The sequence below is a fragment of the Slackia heliotrinireducens DSM 20476 genome (genome assembly GCF_000023885.1).
Lineage (GTDB): Bacteria > Actinomycetota > Coriobacteriia > Coriobacteriales > Eggerthellaceae > Slackia > Slackia heliotrinireducens.
Genome location: NC_013165.1, coordinates 432,328 through 449,728 on the forward strand (window position 1 = coordinate 432,328; position 17,401 = coordinate 449,728).

A 17,401-nucleotide genomic window follows, 5' to 3' on the forward strand; every position below is an offset into this window, starting at 1 on the left:
TTCCTGCCGTATTTCGAAAACACCAGCTCAAAAACCTGTTTCGTACAATCTGTAGGAAATTGCACCAGGGTTTTTCAAACGGTTCGCTCGTTGTTTGCGCCGTTTGGGGCGAGTAACCTCCAACCACAACGATTGGAGGTGTGCCATGCAAATTAGAAACCAAGGCACCGACTTTACCCAGCACGACAGGCCGGATTACTGCGAGCAGCCTTTCGTGTTCAACCACGACAACAGCTACCTGGCCAAGTTCGACGAGTACACGCTCGACCGGCCCGGATACGTGGCGTGGTTCAGCCACCCCGCAGGTCCGCTGCAGTCCGGCGAGATGAGCGATACCGTGTATTACAAGGGCGACACCGTGTCGTACCACGAGCACAACCACGGCATCGAGGTCTTCCTTATCGACGCTGGTCGCGTCATGGTGTACATGCGCGGGAAGAAGGCCGAGGCCGCAGCGGGCGACATCGTCTTCGTTCCGCCGTTCGTCTCCCACGGGTTCGACTATCTTGAGGACGAAACCGTCTGGCGCGAATGGTTCGCCCACATCCGCATGAACGAGGGAATGCTGAAGGAGCGTCGCCTGCGCACGTTCGGCAATGTGGACCTGGACGACCCCAGCGTGAAGCAGAAGCTCGCGCGGCACAAGGACCACACCAAGCTGACGTTCGTGACCGAGTTCGACCGCGTGGACAAAGACCAGATGCCGTTCATCAGGTCCTACGATTTCGCGTACGACACGTTCAGGTTCCCTGGTGTGGAAATGCTGCAGAAGATTGCCCGTCACGAGCTGGATGGCGAAAGCGAAATCTGGCAATACCGCATGGACAAGGGATTCTCCATGGAGTGGAGCAAGTGGAATCCCCACGGGGTGGTTCTTGCCCTGTTCTCCGGATCGATGGAGGTGACCGTTGCAGGCCAGGAGCCGTTCATCGTGAAGGCGCACGACATCGTGAACATCCCGTCGTATCTTTCCTGCCGCATCGAGGCATTGGAGAACAACACCGTGACGTTCGATTATGCATGCAAAGGCCTCCAGTTCAGAGCGCTTGAGCACGTGAGGGCTCTGCAGAACGAAGGCTCCGCACTTTTGGATGACAAGGAAGCGGTTTGCGAGCTTCTTGAAGACACGTACGACGTGTACAGCTATTGGAAGATGCACTAAGAAAGGAAGTTTGGGATTATGGTTAAGAAAGTGGCATCGGTGGTTTTTGCTGGAATGCTTGCGGTCGCGGCGCTTGCCGGTTGCTCCGGCGGCTCTGACCAGGCAGGTGACGCATCTTCTGAAGAGGTGCGCACCATGACCATCGCTGTGGGCAACGCATACAGCCCCTATGTGTACGTAGACGAGAACGGCGACGCTGCCGGATTCGACGTCGAGGTTCTGAAGGCTATCGACGAGGCTCTTCCGCAGTATGAGTTCACGTATGAAACCATGGACTTCAAGAACATCCTGCTGTCCGTGGAAACCGGCAAGGCCCAGCTCGGCTCCCATCAGTTCAGCTGGAATGAGGAACGTGCCCAGAAGTACCTGTACCCCGAAACCCCGTTCTGCTACGGCACCATGTACCTTGTCGCAGGCGCCGACAACGATGCGATCCAGTCCATCGATGACATGGGCGGCAAGATTGTGACCTTGGAGACGGGCGATGCGTCCGAGGCTCAGATTAACGAATGGAACGAGGCTCATCCCGACAACCCCATGACCATCAACTGGATCGACGCTCCCACGCCCGAAGAGATTTCGGCCATGATTTCCACCGGCCGCACCGACGCGTTCTGCGAGATGCGCTCCTACGTGGATGATGTGAATGCGGAGTACGGCAACACGCTCAAGCTCGTCCAGCCTATCCGTTCGGACGGCAACTACTTCATCGTCAACCAGGATGAAGCCCAGTTCTGTGAAGATGTGAACGCGGTGCTCGCCCAGTTCATGGAGGACGGCACCATCGCCAAGATCTCCAACGATACGCTTGGCTACGACGTGTCTGTACCTGCCGAGTAGCACCATGGAAGGTTTCTTTTCGATAGGCAGGCTCGTCGGAAACATCCCCGCTCTGCTTAAGAGCTTGCCTGTCACATTCGAAATCGTTGCAGTTGCGACCCTCTTCGGGGTCGCACTGGCGATTCTTCTGGCGCTGGCGCGCATCAAGAAGGTTCCCGTCTTGAGCCAGCTTGCCCTGGTCTTCATCTCGTTCATCCGGGGCACGCCGCTGCTGGTGCAGATGTTCATCGTCTATTACGGCATGCCCATTCTGCTGTGGAACGTGTTTCGGGTAGACGTGAACGGATGGCAGCGCCTGACCTTTGTCATGATTACGTACTCGCTCAACCAGGGCGGATTCATGGCGGAGATCTTCCGTAGTGCCATCGAGTCGGTTCCTGCAAGCCAGACCGAGGCCGCATATTCGGTGGGCCTGTCGGGCGCCCAGACGTTTTTGCGGATCGTGCTGCCGCAGGCGGTGCGGACGGCCATCCCCAGTTTCAGCGTGAACCTGGTCAGCCTGTTTCAGGACACGTCGCTGGCGTTTATGCTCGGCGTCGTCGACGTCATGGGCCGCGCGGAGCTCATTCAGAGCGCAACCCATCATGTGCTCGAGTGCTACGTAATCATCACGGTCATATTCATCGTGATCAGCATTGCGCTGCGCATGTTCTTCATCTATCTGGATAAACGGCTGCAGTACGGCAGAACCGTGTAAGGAGGAGCCATGTCATTGTCATTTGATAGGCTGGTCGCCTGCCTTGCTTCCGGCATTCAGTTCCTGCCCGCGACGCTTGCCTTGACGGCCATCGCCATCCTGACCGGGTTGCTGGTGGGCGGCGCCATGGCTCTGTTCAGGACCTACCGCGTGCCGGTGCTCAGCCAGATCAGCGCCGTTTTCGTCACCATGTACAGCGGCATTCCCGTCATGGTGGCCCTGGTCATTCTGAACCTGCTGTATTTGACGCAGTTCGACAACGTGGCGGCGGCGCTCGGGTGGAACATCACGGTCCGCGACGTCAGCCCGTTCTGGGTTGCGGCCGTCGCCGTCACGCTTACGGCCACCGTGTACGTGTCGGAGGCCGTGCGGGGCTCGGTGCTGTCGGTGGACACGACGCAGTACGAAGCGGCCTATTCGGTGGGTCTTACCAAGTGGCAGACGATTCGCCGCATTGTGATTCCCCAGTTCATACCCGTGTTCATTCCCATGCTGTGCACCAACATCATAGGCACCATGAAGTCGACGTCCATCGTCATGACCGTCGGCGTGATGGAGCTGCTCAACGGGTCGCTTCTGCCCAGCATGAAGAACTACTCGTTTTTGGAGGGCTACATTGCCGCGGCGCTTGTGTACTGGGCCATCTCCATTCTTATCGAGGCCATTTCGAGGTACGCCGAAAAGCGCACCGGAGAGTTTAGGGCGGTGGCTCAATGATCGAAGTCAACAACGTGCATAAATCGTTCAAGCACAACGAGATTTTAAAGGGGGTTTCCCTCCTCGTGGAGGAAGGCGAGGTGGTGGTCGTCATGGGGCCCAGCGGCTCTGGCAAGACGACCTTGCTGCGCTGCATCAACTTCCTCGAACGTGCGGATGCCGGGTCGCTCACCATTGGGGACCTTTCGGTCGACCTGCACAAGGCGAGCAAGAAGGAGATCCTTGCCGTCCGAAAGAAAACGGCGTTCGTGTTTCAGAACTACGCGCTGTTCAACAACAAGACCGCTTTAGGAAACGTTATGGAAGGCCTGATCACGGCCCGAAAAATGAACAAGGACGAAGCGCGCGCCATAGCCGAGCGCGAACTTGCCAAGGTCGGTCTGGCCGAAAAGGCGGACGCGTATCCCAGCCAGCTTTCGGGCGGCCAGCAGCAGCGCGTGGGCATCGCGCGGGCTGTGGCCTTAAGCCCTGAGGTCATCCTGTTTGACGAACCGACAAGCGCTCTGGATCCGGAGCTTGTGGACGAGGCGCTGGACATCATCAAGGGGATCGCCCAAGAGGGCGTGACCATGATCGTGGTGACCCACGAGATGTCATTTGCGCGAGAGGTCGCCGACAGGGTCGTGTTTATGGAAGGCGGCTACATTGTTGAGGAAGGCGCCCCGCAAGACATATTCGTCAACCCGAAAGAGGAGCGCACGAAGCAGTTCCTGAAAAGGATACTGTCCCGATAGCGTTGTCGGGCGATCGTCCGAAGGGTCGGGCGCGTCGGCATGCCTGCTGCGGGCAGTTGACGATACGCACCGGCTTGCGGCATGACGTGGCAATGTTGCGGCTGGGCGACCGCACGATCCCGATGCGTGATACCATGCCCTAGGTTGAAAGCTCCATTCTGCATTTTCTTTCGACCGATTCTGTCCTTTTTCGCCGGGCCGGCTTCGGTTGGTTCCGGAACTCTCTGCATCCAAAGCATTAGAGGACGTGGGCGTGCCTCGTTCGGCACGCCTGTTCAGGCTCGTACTCGAGGTGTGAAATGTACATTTCGCTTCATGCAATTGCAGACTGCTTGTCACAACGTTGGGCGGTGTCGGAGGTTGTTGAGGTCGAAGGCGGCGATCGCCTGACCAGGGTTTTGCCGTTGCCATCCGATGGACGTGCGCAAGGCGGCGCGGTGTGCGTCTGCCCTGGGGACCAAGAGGCGACGGCGTTTTCGGCGGTGTCAGGCATCGCGTACGTGTTTGTGAGAAAACGCCCTGTTCAGATGCCTAAAGGCTGCAGCTATGCGGTCGTCGGAGCCGATGCGTCTTGTTCGGACGTGCTGCAGGAAATAGCAGACCTCTTCTTCAGGCTGAACGCATGGGAAATCGACGTGTCGTCCATGCTTCTTGAGGGCCAGTCGTTGCAAGATGTGTTCGACAAGACCCAGAAGCTGCTTGGGAACCCCGTGTACTTCCATGACGCGTATTACAACATCTTGGCATTTTCCGAAGGGGACCAGGACGATTCGATAAAGAACGTGTACGAATTCCTGCGGCGTGGAAAGATGGGTGCGAGCGAAATCGACGAGCTTGCCAGTTCGGAAGGGTATAAGCTGACGTTCGACTCGCACGGGATCCAATACATGAAGAAGACCGGCGTGTTTCCCGACATCTACGATTACCTGTACATGAACGTGCGATACCACAACAGGATCGTCGGCCGTCTGATTGTCGACGGGGCAAGTCGCACCCTTACGTATGTGGACCGTGCCGTTGCCGGCAGGCTGGGGCAGTTTGTCGAGGCCTTCTACAAAGGGCAGTATCGCGGACGGGGGAGCAGCCCCGACGCCCTTATCGTGAATATCCTGGGGTTGCTTGAGGGGCGGAACGTCGATTCCGGAGCGGTCGAAAAACGCTTGCGAGACAGAGGATGGGATTTCAAGCGCCACATGATATGCCTGGTCATCGAGTTCGGAAGCAACGACCGGTTCCAGCAGCTGGGCGGAACAGTGGAGGGCATCCTCGAAGGCCTTTACGACAGAGCGTTCTCCCTACACTACGATGGCCGGTTGGTTGTGGTGGTGAACTGCGACGAGGGCTGCTTCGAGGGCGGTTCGTTTGACGGGCGACTGCTCAAGCAGGTCAAAGGGTTCAACTTCAACATGGGCATCTGCATGCCGTTCTTTCAGCTGTACAGCCTGCGAAGCTGCTACGAGCAGGCGCTTTTCGCGCTTGAGCGGGGCAAGGCGGCGGGATGCGGCGTCGCGTGTTTTAAGGACTACGTACTCGAGTACATGATGTCGGCGATAACGGATAAATGTTCCCTGCGGACGATCTGTCCGCCTGGCCTTGCGAAGCTTGCCGAGCACGACGCTTTCAGCAAAACCGATTACGTGGGCACGCTGAAAGTGTACCTTGAAAACGACTGCAGCCCCAGCCGCTCGTGCAAGGCGCTGTTCGTGCACCGAAGCACCTTCCAGTACCGCATCGACAAGATCAACGAGATTACAAAGGCCGAATACGAGGACCCCAAAACAAAGGTCGCGTACCTCATGGCCCTCAACATCATGGACCAAGACAGCATCGTGTGACACTTTCCCGAACCTTTGTTGTCACATTTTTAGCAGCGCATCGTGCATCTCGGATCCCATATGGTCTTGAAGATGCAGGGGCGCGTCTAACGTCTTTTCGCCAGAAGGAGAACACCATGGATATCGCTTCCATTTCCGTCATTGCTAACGTGGCGGCGCTCGTTGTCGTCATCGTGGTGGCCATTGCTTGGTTGATGGCCATTGCCATGTTCGTCGACCTTGCGAAATCGAAAGGCCACTTCACCGAGGGCGGGTCCTTCGCGCTGTGGTTCGTCGGCATCTTCGCCTCGCCGTTTGTCCTGGGGCTTTATGCGGTCGGCCTGCCGAACAAGCACGAATAATTAGTGTCCAAACCAAACAGGGCGAGAGAACATCTCTCGCCCTGCAACGTTTTCTGTGGAATCGGCTTCTACCAGAGAGGCTTCTTGCCGCTGGCGGTCAGATAGTCCTTCTTGGGCAGGCTCGCCAGCACGCGGAAGTAGTTGATGCAGCCGATGACGGCAATCACGCCCAGCACGTAGTACCACGGCTCCTGGAAGCACGGGGCCAGGTTGTACCACATGTTGGTGACGGGGCAGAACGTGTTGATGGTGCCGGCCAGGATGAAAATGCCCAGCCACATGGAGTGCCCGCGCCTGCTGCCGCGCTCCTCGGCCAGAAACGCCGGGAAGATGGCCACGATGAAGTTGGTGGACATGGTCAGGAAGAAGCAGCACGGGTCGCCCAGCGCCACGGTCAGCGTGTAGAACAGAACGATGCCGAACGCGTAGCCGATCAGGCCGCGGACCCAAGCCTCCTGCTTCGAGATGGAGCCCTTGCCGGTCTTGTAACGGCCGAACACCTCCTGACGCTCGCCGTCGTCCTTGATGACGTTGTACAGCGTGAACAGCTCGATGCCGATGAAGATGAGGCACCCCGCCCACATGACCTTGAAGGTCCAGAAGTCGATAATGAAGAACCACTTCTGGAAGAACATCACGAACGTGAAGTCGTGGCCGATGTACCAGGCGTGCTGCCAGAACCACCAGGCGCTGCGCTTTTCGGACAGCTGCAGGTAGACGCTGCTGCCGTACTGCAGGAATCCGACAAGCCACACGAGAATGCATGCGATGCTAATCGCCGTCGAGTTGGTCTGCGTGGCCGTGACGATTTGGTCGATGGTATACACGATCGCCCCTTTCTTGATTAAGCTCCGAAGCCGCAACGGATTGCGACACTTTTTATAATACATGTATGGAAACTTGTTTCAAGCGGTAACTGCGCAATCGTGTGATACTTTGGGAATGGCTCGGCATTGCGGAGCCGATGGGTTGCAACCACGAGGAGGACCGGTCATGGCGCGCCCGCGCAACATGGAACTTTACGGCACAGTCAAACGCGAGGCGTATCGGCAGCTGCTGTCGCGGGGCTACCAGGAGACCACCTACCAGTCCATCGCGTCCGGGTGCGGCATCACGCGTGTGGCGGTGCAGAACTATTTCCCCTCCAAGCTGGATTTGGCGCTGGCGTTTTTCGACGACCTGCTGAGCGCGCTGCACAGGGCCATTCTTGACGAGGGCATCCACCAGGAGAACGAATTCGACTTCATGTACTGCATCGGCCAGGGGTTTTTCGCGTTTTTGCTGAAGGACGAGGGGAGCCGCAGGCTGCTTTTGGACCTCACGTCCAGCCGGGAGCTTACGAGCCAGATCCTGCTGTTCGAATACCGGTGGGGCGAGGATTTCATAACCGAGCAGCGGACGGTTTCCCAGGAGAAGTTCCAAAACGACACCACTGTATCCATGGGCGGCTTTTACGAGCTGCTATACCGGTGCCTGAAGGACGACAAGCCGTTTGACCTGGCTGTTCATCTGGGGCGCGTGGTGCGCACAATCATGCACGACTACGGCTACGGGTACGAGGAGGCCAAAGCGTTTGTGGCCGCGCACGCCATGACCGAGGATGAAAAGTCGCGCGTCGTCCAGGTCGTTTCGGAGGAGCTGTAGCCCCGTGTGGCATTTGCCCAAACGCGGAGCCTTTACTGGCTGGTCCATCGTTCGAATGGCGGGGGCTGGGGCCTGGAGGGCGTTCGGCTGCCCGCGTGGCGCCACATTTCCCCCTCATGCAACGAGAGACGAGTTTCGTGTGCACTTAAGGGGATAATCTGCAAATTCTGAGGCCAGAACTCCTTTGGAGGGCTGATACTTGCAATAGATAAACCACAGATATGCATAAAATGTGGCGTAAAGCTCGATTCAATCGGACGAAAAAGCCTTTCAGCCACAGTCGGGTTGCAGATTATCCCCCTAAGTGCACAGAAATCCGAAATCTCGTTGCATGAGCAGAAAAATGGGACAATGGGGAGTCCCCATTGTCCCATGTTGTCGCATTCCTGATGGTGGCGTACTGTCGACTAAACTCGACAGCTTTGGAGTTGCCCCAATTGTCGGTATGGTACGAATGGCCTGATGCGGGGTCGGTTGGGGCGCTAACGGTGTTGCCTCAGGCGGGGGATGGAATACAAGGGCACATTGGCAAGCCAGCCCTGGTCCTTGTACCCGAGCAGCGACAGGCGGAGTGCCTTGTCGAGCCCGTTTGCTCGACAGAAGTTCGCAAGGCTTTCGCCTGAGACGTTTTTCGCCGCCTTCACCTCGATAGGCAGAACGCGCCCATTCCGTTCGACAAGGAAATCGATTTCTCCCTTGGCATTCTTTCCGTCGGCCGACCAGTAGTAGGGCGCGCGCCCGTCGTATGCCTGAAGATGCTGGCATACGAACTGCTCCGCATAGGCCCCCTTGTACTCCGTGAAGTGCCGGTCGCCTTCAAGAAGTACGTGCGCATCGAGCCTAGTTGCAGCCCCAAGCAAACCAACGTCAAGCATATAGAGCTTGAAATAGACGTTGTCGGCATACCCCTCAAGCGGAATGCCCGGCTTGGACACTCGCGGAACACGCGTGATCAGCCCCGCATCCACGAGCCAGGATACGGCGTCTCGGTAGTCGCGACCTCGGGCCCCCGACTTGATGGCTGCATAGGTGAACCTCTTCATGTCCGATTCGGTTGCGAGCTGCGAAGGCACCGACCGCCAGGTTTCGCGAATGCGTTCGGTCATGAGCGGCGATTCGACATGCTTCGAAAAATCGAGTTCGTAGCTGCGCAGGAGGTCTGACTGCACCCTGCGTGCCGCGGAGGGGTCGTTTGTTTCCATAAACGCAGCGACGGCTTCGGGCATGCCGCCGACGAACATATACGTTTTGAGAAGCTCGGTCAGCCGCTCGGAGACCATGTCGGCAAGCGTCGGATCGTCTTCTTCGAGAACCTCGGCAAGCTGGGGGTTCGCTGCAACCACGAATTCGTCGAAGGTCATGGGGAAAAGGTCCAGATAGCTCACTTTCCCTACCGGCCACGATGCAGGCTGCTCGCCGTCGCGCCTTCTGTTCAGGGCGACGCCCAAAAGCGAGCCCGCGGCGACGATGGGGATGCCGGGCGTCTGTTCGCAGAAGAGTTTGAGCGCCGTGATGGCGCGGGGGCATTCCTGTATCTCGTCGAGGAACACGAGCGTCTTCCCGTCGCGCGGGTTCGTGCCCGTGAGCGCTCCGATGAGCATGAGCAGTCGATTCGCATCAAGGCTGCCGTCGAAGACGCGCTGGGCTTCCTCGTTGTCCAGAAACACGACATGCGCCACGGAGTCGAAGTGCCTGGTGGCAAAATCGGTTACAAGCCAGGTTTTGCCGACTTGGCGCGCGCCGTTGACGATCAGGGGTTTGCGCGGTTTTGCGCGCAGCCACTCTTCAAGTTCTTTCTCGGCGTAACGTCTCATAGTGCACCTCCATTTGAATGCTCTGAGGCTTATTATGGCGAATCCCGATATCGGTTTCAACCACAAAATGGTCAATCCCGATATCGGTATCAGCCACGGAATGGCGAATCCCGATATCGGTATCAGCCACGGAATGGCGAATCCCGATATCGGTATCAGCCAATGTGACACTCTCCCGAACCTTTGCTGTCATAGGGGGTTTGCGCCAAAAACGAGATGTTGCATTATGCATTGAAACGCGCAATACTCACCATGTCGGAAGGAGCAAACATGAATGCAGAAGCGGTGATCAGCGTCAGTATGCCTGAGTCGCTGAAGCAAGGGGGCACACAGGTGCTCGACCGGTTGAACGTGTCGCCGACAGAGCTTGTGTGCAGCGTCTACAGGTATCTTCTGAACGAGCAGGCTTTGCCGCCGTGCCTCGACATCGCACAAGATGGCAAAACGACTCCGCACCAGCGCAGGCGGCTGCTCCTGCGTTCCGTGGCGGGAACGGTGGAGTTGCCTGGCGGGTACGTTCTTGACCAAGACAGGGAAGCGCGCATCCTGGAGAAATACGCCGATGTGCTGTGAGCGGCCCAAATGGCTCGCCTTGTCTGGCAAAAATGAAGGCAGGGGCGACCTTATATCGCCTTGCTCCTTGTGGAGCGGCTGCCTGCCAGGGAGAAGATCGGGTTTTCGGGACTGCGTCCAGGCGCGCTGCAGGGGTTGCGCGCCTGGACGCTAGTCTTCTGGATAGATGGCCCGGCAGGTTTCCAAAGTTGCGGCGTATTCGGCCTTGAACTCCTCGACCTCGGACTCAAGTGCTGCGAACTCGTCGTCGCCAAGCTGCGCTGCCCAGGCATCCGCCTCCGTTGCAAACTGGCCGGCAGCCAGGGCGGATTCGGCCTGGCGGGCTGCGTCGAAAGCAGCTCCTTCGCGAATGGCCAATTGGTTGGACAATGCAAGAACAAGGCCGCGGACCCGGACCTCATCATCGGCGTCCGCGTCAGCCTTGGCGGCCTCCAGCGAGCACTGCGCCTCTTCGACTCGGGTGCGGATGCGTGCGGCTTCGGCGGCCTGGCCGTCGCGATAGCGCACTTTTGCCAGGGCTTCCCGCGCGGCTCGGGCCTTCGCCAAGCGTGCGCCCTTCTTCTCCATGGAAGGCAACGCATCCATCAGTTCTTGCAGTCGGGCGAATGCTTCGTTTTCGTTTTGCATCTGGACCTTCTTCGCGCACATTCACAATCCGAGGCCCGCCGAGCGACGGACCTCGGAAACGAGAGGGGATAAGGGGTTCTGGCTACGCCTTGACGGACTCGTAGACGCCCGCCAGCTGTTCGCCCAGGCACTTGCCTTCAACCAGGCAGCGGCCGTGGCTGTTGCCCTGAATGTTGATGGGGTAGTCGTAAGCGTAGATGTCGCCGGCGCAGTTGCCGATGGCGTACAGGCCTGCAACGGGCTGGTCTTCGGCGGTAAGCACCTCGAAATCGTCGGAGATATGGATTCCGCCAGGCACGCACAGCAGGCCGGGGCCGAGCTTCACGGCGTAGAAGGGTCCTTCCTCGACGCCGAACAGGTAATGGCTCTCCTTGTAGAAATCGACATCCTCGCCGGCGGTGCAAAGCTCGTTGTAACGTTCGATGGTGGCCTTGGCAGTCTCGACGTCCACGTCAAGCTGGGCCAGCAGCTCGTCCAAGGTGTCTGCTTTCTTGTAATTGTCGGGGTTGTCCGTGATGCCGGCTTCGATGGCTTCCGCATGGGACGCGGTGGCATCGGCTGCGGTGCTGCCCACAGGACGGAAGCTGTCCCAGAACATGCCGCCGCCGAACTCCAGCGACGCCGTGTTGTCGGCCTCCCAGCCGCCGTCGAAGATGGACCAGCAGTGGTCGTATCCGCCGTTGATCATGGTGCCGACGCATTTGCCCTGCACCCAGGTGGCTTCGTTCATAAAGCGCTTTCCATCAGGGTTGATGAACAGGAAGGGGCCGGAGAACATACCCGCTGCCTGGGGGTGCATCATCGTGGGCCAAGGGGCATCCTGGAAGGCGCCGCCGACCCAAGCGGCCATGTTGTGCCCGTCGCCGGTGTTGCCTTGGTCGGAGCACAGGCGCGTCATGACCTTGTTGGCGACGGGGGCGAAGTAATCGATGTATTCGTCGTTGTACGAGATGTCGCCCGTTGCCAGAACGACGCCCTTAGAGGCGTTGTAGAGCACGTAGCCTTCGTCCGTCTCGCAGATGGCTCCGGTCACGGCGCCGGAATCGTCGGTTACCAGCTGCACGGCGGGGCTGTTGTAGACGATTTCGAAATTGCCGGTCTTTTCGGCTCGGTCGATGAACAGGTACTCGATATAGGTGGCGATGCTGGCCACGTCGGCTGCGGTCTGGCCGCCGTAAATCATGTGGTAGCAATCCACCTCGGGATGCACGACAGAATTGGATCCGACGGTGACCATGACGTCACATCCGTCGTCTTCTGCCAGGTCGATAAGCCAGTTCATGCAGCGTTCGGACTCGCGGAACCATTTGCCCACCAAGGATTCGCGGCAGCGGTTGCCGCACGTGGAAACCCAGCGCTGCATTTCCAGGGGCTTGTCGACGACGATTCCCAGCTCGGTAAGGTATTTGGAGCCCACGGCGCCCGTACCGCCAACGCCGTGGCCGTTGGGCACGTTGTCTTTCTCAACCAGAATGACCTTGGTCCCGTTTTCGGCCGCGCTTAGAGCACAGCAGGTTCCGGAATAGCCCGCGCCGATGACCAGGACTTCGGTGTCGACCGTGGACGCGATGTCCGTAATGGGTTCGGGTGCGACTTCCCAGGTGTGCTTTTCGCCTGCGGCAGAGCCGTCAGCTGCGTTTGTGTCCGCGGGGGCACTCGGCGAACACCCGATCATTCCCAGCGCGGCCACGCCCGCGGCGCTTATGCCTGCGCCCCTCAGCAGGTCGCGGCGGGAGATTCCCTGTGCATTTCGATCCATGTGATTCCCTCCTTTGAAACCATGTCCATTCGTGTTCGAATGCGGGGACCACACTAGTCAACGCGCTGGGTCGTTCGCACCACATAAAACATGTCGTTTTAGCGTTTGCGCAGGTCAATGGTATGGAGAATGCCCGTCGGAAGAAAAGCGGGCTAGTTCAGCAGGTCGATGAGCTCCTGTTTGGAATGAACGCTGAGCTTCCGGTAGATGTGCTTGGTGTGCCCACGTACCGTGTTTTCAGAAATGAACAGCTTGCGGGAAACGGCCGCCACCGTATTGCCCTTGAGAATCAGGTCCAGCACTTCGAGCTCTCTGGCGCTCAGCGGTTCGGCATGCTCGATTGCGGCGATACGGTCTTCGAGGCGCGGCTCGCGTTCCGGCGTTTGCGCGAAGGCGCGGGTGGTTCTGCTGGAAGCGGATGCTGTTTCGGGCTGCTCGTCAGGGGCTTGGGCACCTGCCGTTTCGGTCGGAAGTGAAGAAGGATCCTCCGATTCGGAAGGGAGGCGGTCTTCCGGAGCCTTTTCGACGGTACGGCGGGTGAACGCCTTGCGTCCCACCGAGACCAGCAGCAACACCATGGCCAGAAGATAGACGCATACGAACAGCAGCTCAACGGTCAGGGCTACGTCCAACAGGGCGCGGTCGGTCAGAAGCATGCCGATCACGTCACCTACCAGCAACGCCACCAGTGTGGGGCCTACGCAGGATGCGTAGACGACCGAAGGGTCGAGCTCGTAACGGCTGGCATATACGGCGCATGTGATGAGCAGCAGGAGGTTCACCATCTCGAACCCGAACATGGTCATGGCATACACGAATTCCAACCACTGCGTTCCCAAGAGGGTTGGCAGCAAGAAAGCGCCTGTAACCAGGGGAAACATATATTGGTACACGTTCAGCACGTCGAAGCCCCGCTCCGAAAGCAATTCGATGGCCGACACCAGCAGCGCCGCGCAAGACATGCCTGCCATGACGGCAATCGAAAAACCGTCGGCGGCACCTCCTCCCAAGTAGCCGATCACGCGCCACACGAGGCCGATGGCACACACGCAGAACACGGGCTTCCACGTGTCGGATATAAGATGTGCCGCCACGGGCACAGAGAGGGGCGTGCGCTCGTAGGGTTCGACCTCGGACAGGCTGAGGGAAAGGCTCAGCGAAGCCAGCGCAGGAAGGATGATGACCGCGCAAAGGACCGTCCATTCGATGGGAAGCCAGGACACAATCAGACATAGGACTATGGAAAGGGCCGCCGATGCGGGAATGCATACGTTTGCCCTGGCCGTTCCTTCGTTGGCGTAGAAATACTGCCACATGAGGAAGAACGACGCCTGCGCAAATCCCACGACAATCGCAGCCACAACCACCGACGCTAGGGAATACTCCCCGTAAAAAGCGAGGTAGAACATGAGCGAGCCTGCAGCAAGAAGCACACCTGCAAGCGTGGCGTCTCGCGGTTGGAATTCCCGGCGGCCGCCCGAGCTTAAAGCTGCGAGCGCAATAACGACGATGGTCGTCGTCTGTTGGCAGAGGGAAAACACCCGCAGACCGCCACCCGGGTTGCTGTGGGGCAGGGCGAAGCCTACGAACACGACGGCCCAAAAGAAGCAAAAGCCTAGATGGTACCACTTAATGCTGCCTATGACCCGTCGAGCTTGAGCTATGGACACGTGCCGCTCCCTCCGAATGACGATTGCGAGCGATGCCTCGCTGCGATTTGGAAAAGAATCTAGCACAGGTGTCGAATTAGGAGGCGTTATTCGCCTCAACTGGCAAAAGGCTGTCATTAACGTCTTGGGCGCAGGGGCAGGACAAGGGTTGCGCGGCCGCCCGATACGTGGCCTTCTGCATCTGTCGGATTGGTGAGCTCGAGTCTGCCATTGTGCGCCGCGGCCACCTCTTGTGCAATCGAAAGACCCAGCCCGAAATGGGTTCCGTCTATACCACGACGACTGTTGACGCGCGATGCGTCGTCTCGAAAGAGCCGCTCGGTTCCGCGTTCGAGCGCTTCTGGCGAAAAGCCAGCCCCATCATCGTCAACGGATATGCGAATCTCCTGCTCATGTGCGTCGCAATCGATCGAGAGCACCACGCGGCCACGATGAACGCCGCGAGCAGCGGCGCGGGCAGCGACAAGGCGATTGCCAGACGAAGGGGCGCCCCGTGTTTGGACTTCAGGGCTTCGGCGCGTACGGCGGAAACTAACGATCCGTGGCGGACATTCTGCCGTCCGGCGGCGGGTTGTGCTTGACTCATCGCGCATCTCCGTTCCTGCAAACCTCCATGAACAGGGCTTCGAGGTCCTGTTCCTTCTGCAGCGCGCCCTCGTAGGCGAGTCGGCCGTTCACGATGATGCCGACCGAATCGGCGGTCTGCTGCACCTCGTTAAGGATGTGGCTGGACAAAAGCACAGTGATGCCGTGCTTCGGGAATTCCCTGATGATGATGCGAAGCTCTTCGATACCGATTGGGTCGAGACCGTTGGTCGGTTCGTCCAAGATCAGAAGCTTAGGCTGCGTGAGCAGAGCAAGGGCGATTCCCAGGCGCTGCTTCATGCCCATGGAGAAGCGGTCTGCCCGCTTGGTTCCCGTGTCGGCAAGTCCCACGGTTGAAAGGACCTCGTCGATCCTTTCATCTGGCAACCCCAGCATCGTCGTGCGTACCCGCATGTTTTCGCGGGCTGTGAGGTTGGGGTAAAGCGGCGGCTGTTCGACGAGCGAGCCGATGCGGTAAAGGTCGTTTCGCTGCCAGGGGCGCTGCTCGAACAGAATCTGGCCTTCCGACGGTCGGAGCATACCCGTGATCATTTTAAGTGTGGTCGACTTGCCGGCGCCGTTGGGGCCGAGCAAGCCATAGACCTTCCCCTCCTCCACGTGCAGGCTTACGCCGTCCACGGCCGTCTGCTCGCGGGAGCCGCGGCCGAACCGTTTGACCAGGCCGCGCGTTTCCAAAATGCAAGAGTTCATCTTTCTCCCTTCGTTTGTCTTGGATCGTTCTTTTCCAATCAGTTTGAAGGGCATTCCTAAAGATTCGCTAAAGAGTGATTGACGAACGCATGACACGTTCCCGAACCTTTGCTGGCGCATTCGCGCGGGTGACACTTTTCCCGAACCTTTGCTGTCACAGGCGTCGCTGGACATTGGGAACGGAGCCTTTTGTCCCATTTCGCCCCCTTTGTCCCATTTCCGGCGAGGCGTAAGAGAGGCTGTCTAATAGCTAAAGAACACTTAGGCAAAGTAGAGTTTAGCTAATTGGGACGGGACATCGGGGACGTGGCGGGCTCAGACGGAGGCTGGACGGGCGCGCAACTTCGTCGCACCCCGCTCCTCGGCCCGAAAACCTCGTTTTCCGCCAAGAAAAACAAGTAGTGCACGACTTGGAGCGCGCTTAAAGGCCACCGTCGAAAGCCGCCGAAGAGCGTCGTTGCAAAACGCCTGTTCAGAGAGGTGCGTATATTTCGGATCTGATACTTCGCTTCCCCTGGTCGTGCACTACTTGTTTTTCTGGCGCAAAAGCGGGTTTTGAGCTGGAAGAGCACGTTTGGCCGGGTGGGGAAGCGGGTCTGCTGCACCGAACGGGACAAAGGGCTCCGTCCCCTTTGTCCAGCAATGTCCCGCCGGGGGCGAAACGGGACAAGGGGCTACGTCCCCAAAGTCCCGCGGAGGTTGCGCAGCTTGGCGAGGAACTTCGCCTCGATCTGGCGGGCGCGCTCGCGGGTGATGCCGCTCGGCAGGGTGCAGACCACGCCAGGCTCTGGAGCCGACTCGCCGAACGTGCGGCTGCTTCCATTTTCCAGCCCGAAGCGGAAGCGGATGTAGTCCCGCTCGCGCTCGCTCATGCTTGAAAGCGCGGTTTCGATTTCGCCTTCGCCGAAGGTTTCGGAAGGGTCCAGCGGGAAACAGCCCCAGCGCCCGCGACCCGTGGCGCGGGAGATGGCGGCGCGGATCCACCACGAGGCGTACACGGAGAACGCGGCGCCGCTGGCGGGATCGAAGCGCTCGGCCGCGCGGATAAGTCCCATGTTGCCCTCATGCACCAGGTCCATGAACGACACGCCCCTGAAGATGTAGCGCTTTGCGATGCGGGCGACCAGTCGCAGGCTTGCACCGACGAGCTGCTCTTTTGCGGCGTCGCCATCCGACTGGATGCGGGCCAGCCGGCGCGCCTCGGCGTCGTCGAGCACAACGCCGTCCTGGCTTGCCTGCCTCAGCTGGTCGGCCGCTTCGGCACCGGCCCTGATTTTCGCGACAAGGTCGGCCTCCTCTTGGGAATCGAGCAGAGGGAACCGATCGATTTCCAGCAGGTACGTCCGCGTGTCGTCGTCGACCCAATACTCGTTGGCCATGTCTTGAAGTGAGCCTGCTCCGGCGGTCGGGGCTTCGGCGGTGTGTTCGGGTCGGGTGTTTTCGGTGTTGAACTCGTTTGCGCTGTTCGCAGGGGTATCGGCCATCCAGATCACGTCCTCTCTTGGGTTTTTCGAACGACAGTCGGCAGGGCGCGGCTGCGGGTGCGCGCGGCTGGCCGGCAGGGCGCGGCTGCGGGTCCGCGCGTGCGGGCCGCCTTCGCGGGGCTTTCTCGTGCAGTATATGCCCGCGCGCGGGGCCGGATTGCGCAATTGCAGCGCAGGGCTCGGGCTAAGCTGGCAGGCGACAGGGCAT

General features: G+C 59.1%; 18 protein-coding genes. 9 read left to right on the forward strand and 9 right to left on the reverse strand.

The window, feature by feature from the left end; all coding sequences use genetic code 11:
- The first annotated feature begins 145 nt into the window (after positions 1-145).
- The 7 genes from SHEL_RS01755 (at position 146) to SHEL_RS01785 (ending at position 6,326) form a co-directional block, all read left to right on the forward strand.
- A complete protein-coding gene (locus SHEL_RS01755; protein WP_012797529.1) occupies positions 146-1,162 on the forward strand; it encodes a cupin domain-containing protein in 1,017 nt (338 codons plus the stop codon).
- Between the two features lie 18 nt (positions 1,163-1,180).
- The gene (locus tag SHEL_RS14145; RefSeq protein WP_012797530.1) at positions 1,181-2,002 is read left to right on the forward strand and encodes a transporter substrate-binding domain-containing protein; all 822 of its coding nucleotides are present in this window, start codon (positions 1,181-1,183) and stop codon (positions 2,000-2,002) included.
- A 4-nt stretch (positions 2,003-2,006) separates the two neighbouring features.
- A complete protein-coding gene (locus SHEL_RS01765) occupies positions 2,007-2,699 on the forward strand; it encodes an amino acid ABC transporter permease (protein WP_012797531.1) in 693 nt (230 codons plus the stop codon).
- Positions 2,700-2,708: 9 nt separating this feature from the next.
- A complete protein-coding gene (locus tag SHEL_RS01770) occupies positions 2,709-3,416 on the forward strand; it encodes an amino acid ABC transporter permease (RefSeq protein ID WP_012797532.1) in 708 nt (235 codons plus the stop codon).
- Positions 3,413-4,150, forward strand: coding sequence for an amino acid ABC transporter ATP-binding protein (locus SHEL_RS01775; protein ID WP_012797533.1), 738 nt, complete (start codon positions 3,413-3,415; stop codon positions 4,148-4,150). The genes SHEL_RS01770 and SHEL_RS01775 overlap by 4 nt, the downstream gene beginning before the upstream one ends.
- 350 nt (positions 4,151-4,500) lie before the next feature.
- Positions 4,501-5,985: a PucR family transcriptional regulator gene (locus SHEL_RS01780; protein WP_169304488.1), complete on the forward strand. Its 1,485-nt coding sequence runs from the start codon at positions 4,501-4,503 to the stop codon at positions 5,983-5,985.
- Positions 5,986-6,101: 116 nt separating this feature from the next.
- The gene (locus tag SHEL_RS01785; RefSeq protein WP_012797535.1) at positions 6,102-6,326 is read left to right on the forward strand and encodes a hypothetical protein; all 225 of its coding nucleotides are present in this window, start codon (positions 6,102-6,104) and stop codon (positions 6,324-6,326) included.
- 68 nt (positions 6,327-6,394) lie between these two features.
- On the opposite strand, the gene SHEL_RS01790 is transcribed toward SHEL_RS01785, so the two are convergent.
- On the reverse strand, positions 6,395-7,153 hold the full coding sequence (locus tag SHEL_RS01790; RefSeq protein WP_012797536.1) for a hypothetical protein: 759 nt from the start codon (positions 7,151-7,153) through the stop codon (positions 6,395-6,397).
- 166 nt (positions 7,154-7,319) lie between these two features.
- Here SHEL_RS01790 and SHEL_RS01795 point away from each other — a divergent pair, with 166 nt between their 5' ends.
- A complete protein-coding gene (locus SHEL_RS01795) occupies positions 7,320-7,970 on the forward strand; it encodes a TetR/AcrR family transcriptional regulator (protein ID WP_012797537.1) in 651 nt (216 codons plus the stop codon).
- A gap of 482 nt (positions 7,971-8,452) precedes the next feature.
- On the opposite strand, the gene SHEL_RS01800 is transcribed toward SHEL_RS01795, so the two are convergent.
- Positions 8,453-9,784, reverse strand: coding sequence for an ATP-binding protein (locus tag SHEL_RS01800; protein ID WP_012797538.1), 1,332 nt, complete (start codon positions 9,782-9,784; stop codon positions 8,453-8,455).
- 270 nt (positions 9,785-10,054) lie between these two features.
- Here SHEL_RS01800 and SHEL_RS01805 point away from each other — a divergent pair, with 270 nt between their 5' ends.
- Positions 10,055-10,357 (forward strand): hypothetical protein, encoded by a 303-nt coding sequence (locus tag SHEL_RS01805; RefSeq protein WP_012797539.1) that lies wholly within the window; start codon positions 10,055-10,057, stop codon positions 10,355-10,357.
- Positions 10,358-10,507: 150 nt separating this feature from the next.
- On the opposite strand, the gene SHEL_RS01810 is transcribed toward SHEL_RS01805, so the two are convergent.
- The 7 genes from SHEL_RS01810 to SHEL_RS14150 all read right to left on the reverse strand — a co-directional run bounded on the left by SHEL_RS01810 (position 10,508) and on the right by SHEL_RS14150 (position 17,193).
- Entirely contained in the window at positions 10,508-10,984 is a 477-nt protein-coding gene (locus SHEL_RS01810; protein ID WP_012797540.1) for a hypothetical protein, read from the reverse strand.
- 82 nt (positions 10,985-11,066) lie between these two features.
- Positions 11,067-12,743 (reverse strand): FAD-dependent oxidoreductase, encoded by a 1,677-nt coding sequence (locus SHEL_RS01815; RefSeq protein ID WP_012797541.1) that lies wholly within the window; start codon positions 12,741-12,743, stop codon positions 11,067-11,069.
- Between the two features lie 152 nt (positions 12,744-12,895).
- Positions 12,896-14,413 (reverse strand): helix-turn-helix transcriptional regulator, encoded by a 1,518-nt coding sequence (locus SHEL_RS01820; RefSeq protein ID WP_169304489.1) that lies wholly within the window; start codon positions 14,411-14,413, stop codon positions 12,896-12,898.
- Positions 14,414-14,529: 116 nt separating this feature from the next.
- A complete protein-coding gene (locus tag SHEL_RS15820; RefSeq protein WP_420542164.1) occupies positions 14,530-14,796 on the reverse strand; it encodes an ATP-binding protein in 267 nt (88 codons plus the stop codon).
- Positions 14,682-14,999 carry a hypothetical protein gene (locus tag SHEL_RS15545; protein ID WP_041422453.1) on the reverse strand — a complete coding sequence of 106 codons (318 nt, stop codon included), beginning with the start codon at positions 14,997-14,999 and terminating at the stop codon, positions 14,682-14,684. The genes SHEL_RS15820 and SHEL_RS15545 overlap by 115 nt, the downstream gene beginning before the upstream one ends.
- Positions 14,996-15,709: a lantibiotic protection ABC transporter ATP-binding protein gene (locus SHEL_RS01830; protein ID WP_012797543.1), complete on the reverse strand. Its 714-nt coding sequence runs from the start codon at positions 15,707-15,709 to the stop codon at positions 14,996-14,998. The genes SHEL_RS15545 and SHEL_RS01830 overlap by 4 nt, the downstream gene beginning before the upstream one ends.
- A 674-nt stretch (positions 15,710-16,383) precedes the next feature.
- A complete protein-coding gene (locus tag SHEL_RS14150; RefSeq protein WP_012797544.1) occupies positions 16,384-17,193 on the reverse strand; it encodes a sigma-70 family RNA polymerase sigma factor in 810 nt (269 codons plus the stop codon).
- Between the last annotated feature and the right edge of the window lie 208 nt (positions 17,194-17,401).

Excerpts from the sequence above, each read along its gene's own strand:
- SHEL_RS01755 (WP_012797529.1), top strand. The coding sequence starts at position 146 with ATGCAAATTAGAAACCAAGGCACCGACTTTACCCAGCACGACAGGCCG.
- SHEL_RS14145 (WP_012797530.1), top strand. The coding sequence starts at position 1,181 with ATGGTTAAGAAAGTGGCATCGGTGGTTTTTGCTGGAATGCTTGCGGTC.
- SHEL_RS01765 (WP_012797531.1), top strand. The coding sequence starts at position 2,007 with ATGGAAGGTTTCTTTTCGATAGGCAGGCTCGTCGGAAACATCCCCGCT.
- SHEL_RS01770 (WP_012797532.1), top strand. The coding sequence starts at position 2,709 with ATGTCATTGTCATTTGATAGGCTGGTCGCCTGCCTTGCTTCCGGCATT.
- SHEL_RS01775 (WP_012797533.1), top strand. The coding sequence starts at position 3,413 with ATGATCGAAGTCAACAACGTGCATAAATCGTTCAAGCACAACGAGATT.
- SHEL_RS01785 (WP_012797535.1), top strand. The coding sequence starts at position 6,102 with ATGGATATCGCTTCCATTTCCGTCATTGCTAACGTGGCGGCGCTCGTT.
- SHEL_RS01795 (WP_012797537.1), top strand. The coding sequence starts at position 7,320 with ATGGCGCGCCCGCGCAACATGGAACTTTACGGCACAGTCAAACGCGAG.
- SHEL_RS01800 (WP_012797538.1), bottom strand. The coding sequence starts at position 9,784 with ATGAGACGTTACGCCGAGAAAGAACTTGAAGAGTGGCTGCGCGCAAAA.
- SHEL_RS01805 (WP_012797539.1), top strand. The coding sequence starts at position 10,055 with ATGAATGCAGAAGCGGTGATCAGCGTCAGTATGCCTGAGTCGCTGAAG.
- SHEL_RS01810 (WP_012797540.1), bottom strand. The coding sequence starts at position 10,984 with ATGCAAAACGAAAACGAAGCATTCGCCCGACTGCAAGAACTGATGGAT.
- SHEL_RS01815 (WP_012797541.1), bottom strand. The coding sequence starts at position 12,743 with ATGGATCGAAATGCACAGGGAATCTCCCGCCGCGACCTGCTGAGGGGC.
- SHEL_RS15545 (WP_041422453.1), bottom strand. The coding sequence starts at position 14,999 with ATGAGTCAAGCACAACCCGCCGCCGGACGGCAGAATGTCCGCCACGGA.
- SHEL_RS01830 (WP_012797543.1), bottom strand. The coding sequence starts at position 15,709 with ATGAACTCTTGCATTTTGGAAACGCGCGGCCTGGTCAAACGGTTCGGC.
- SHEL_RS14150 (WP_012797544.1), bottom strand. The coding sequence starts at position 17,193 with ATGGCCGATACCCCTGCGAACAGCGCAAACGAGTTCAACACCGAAAAC.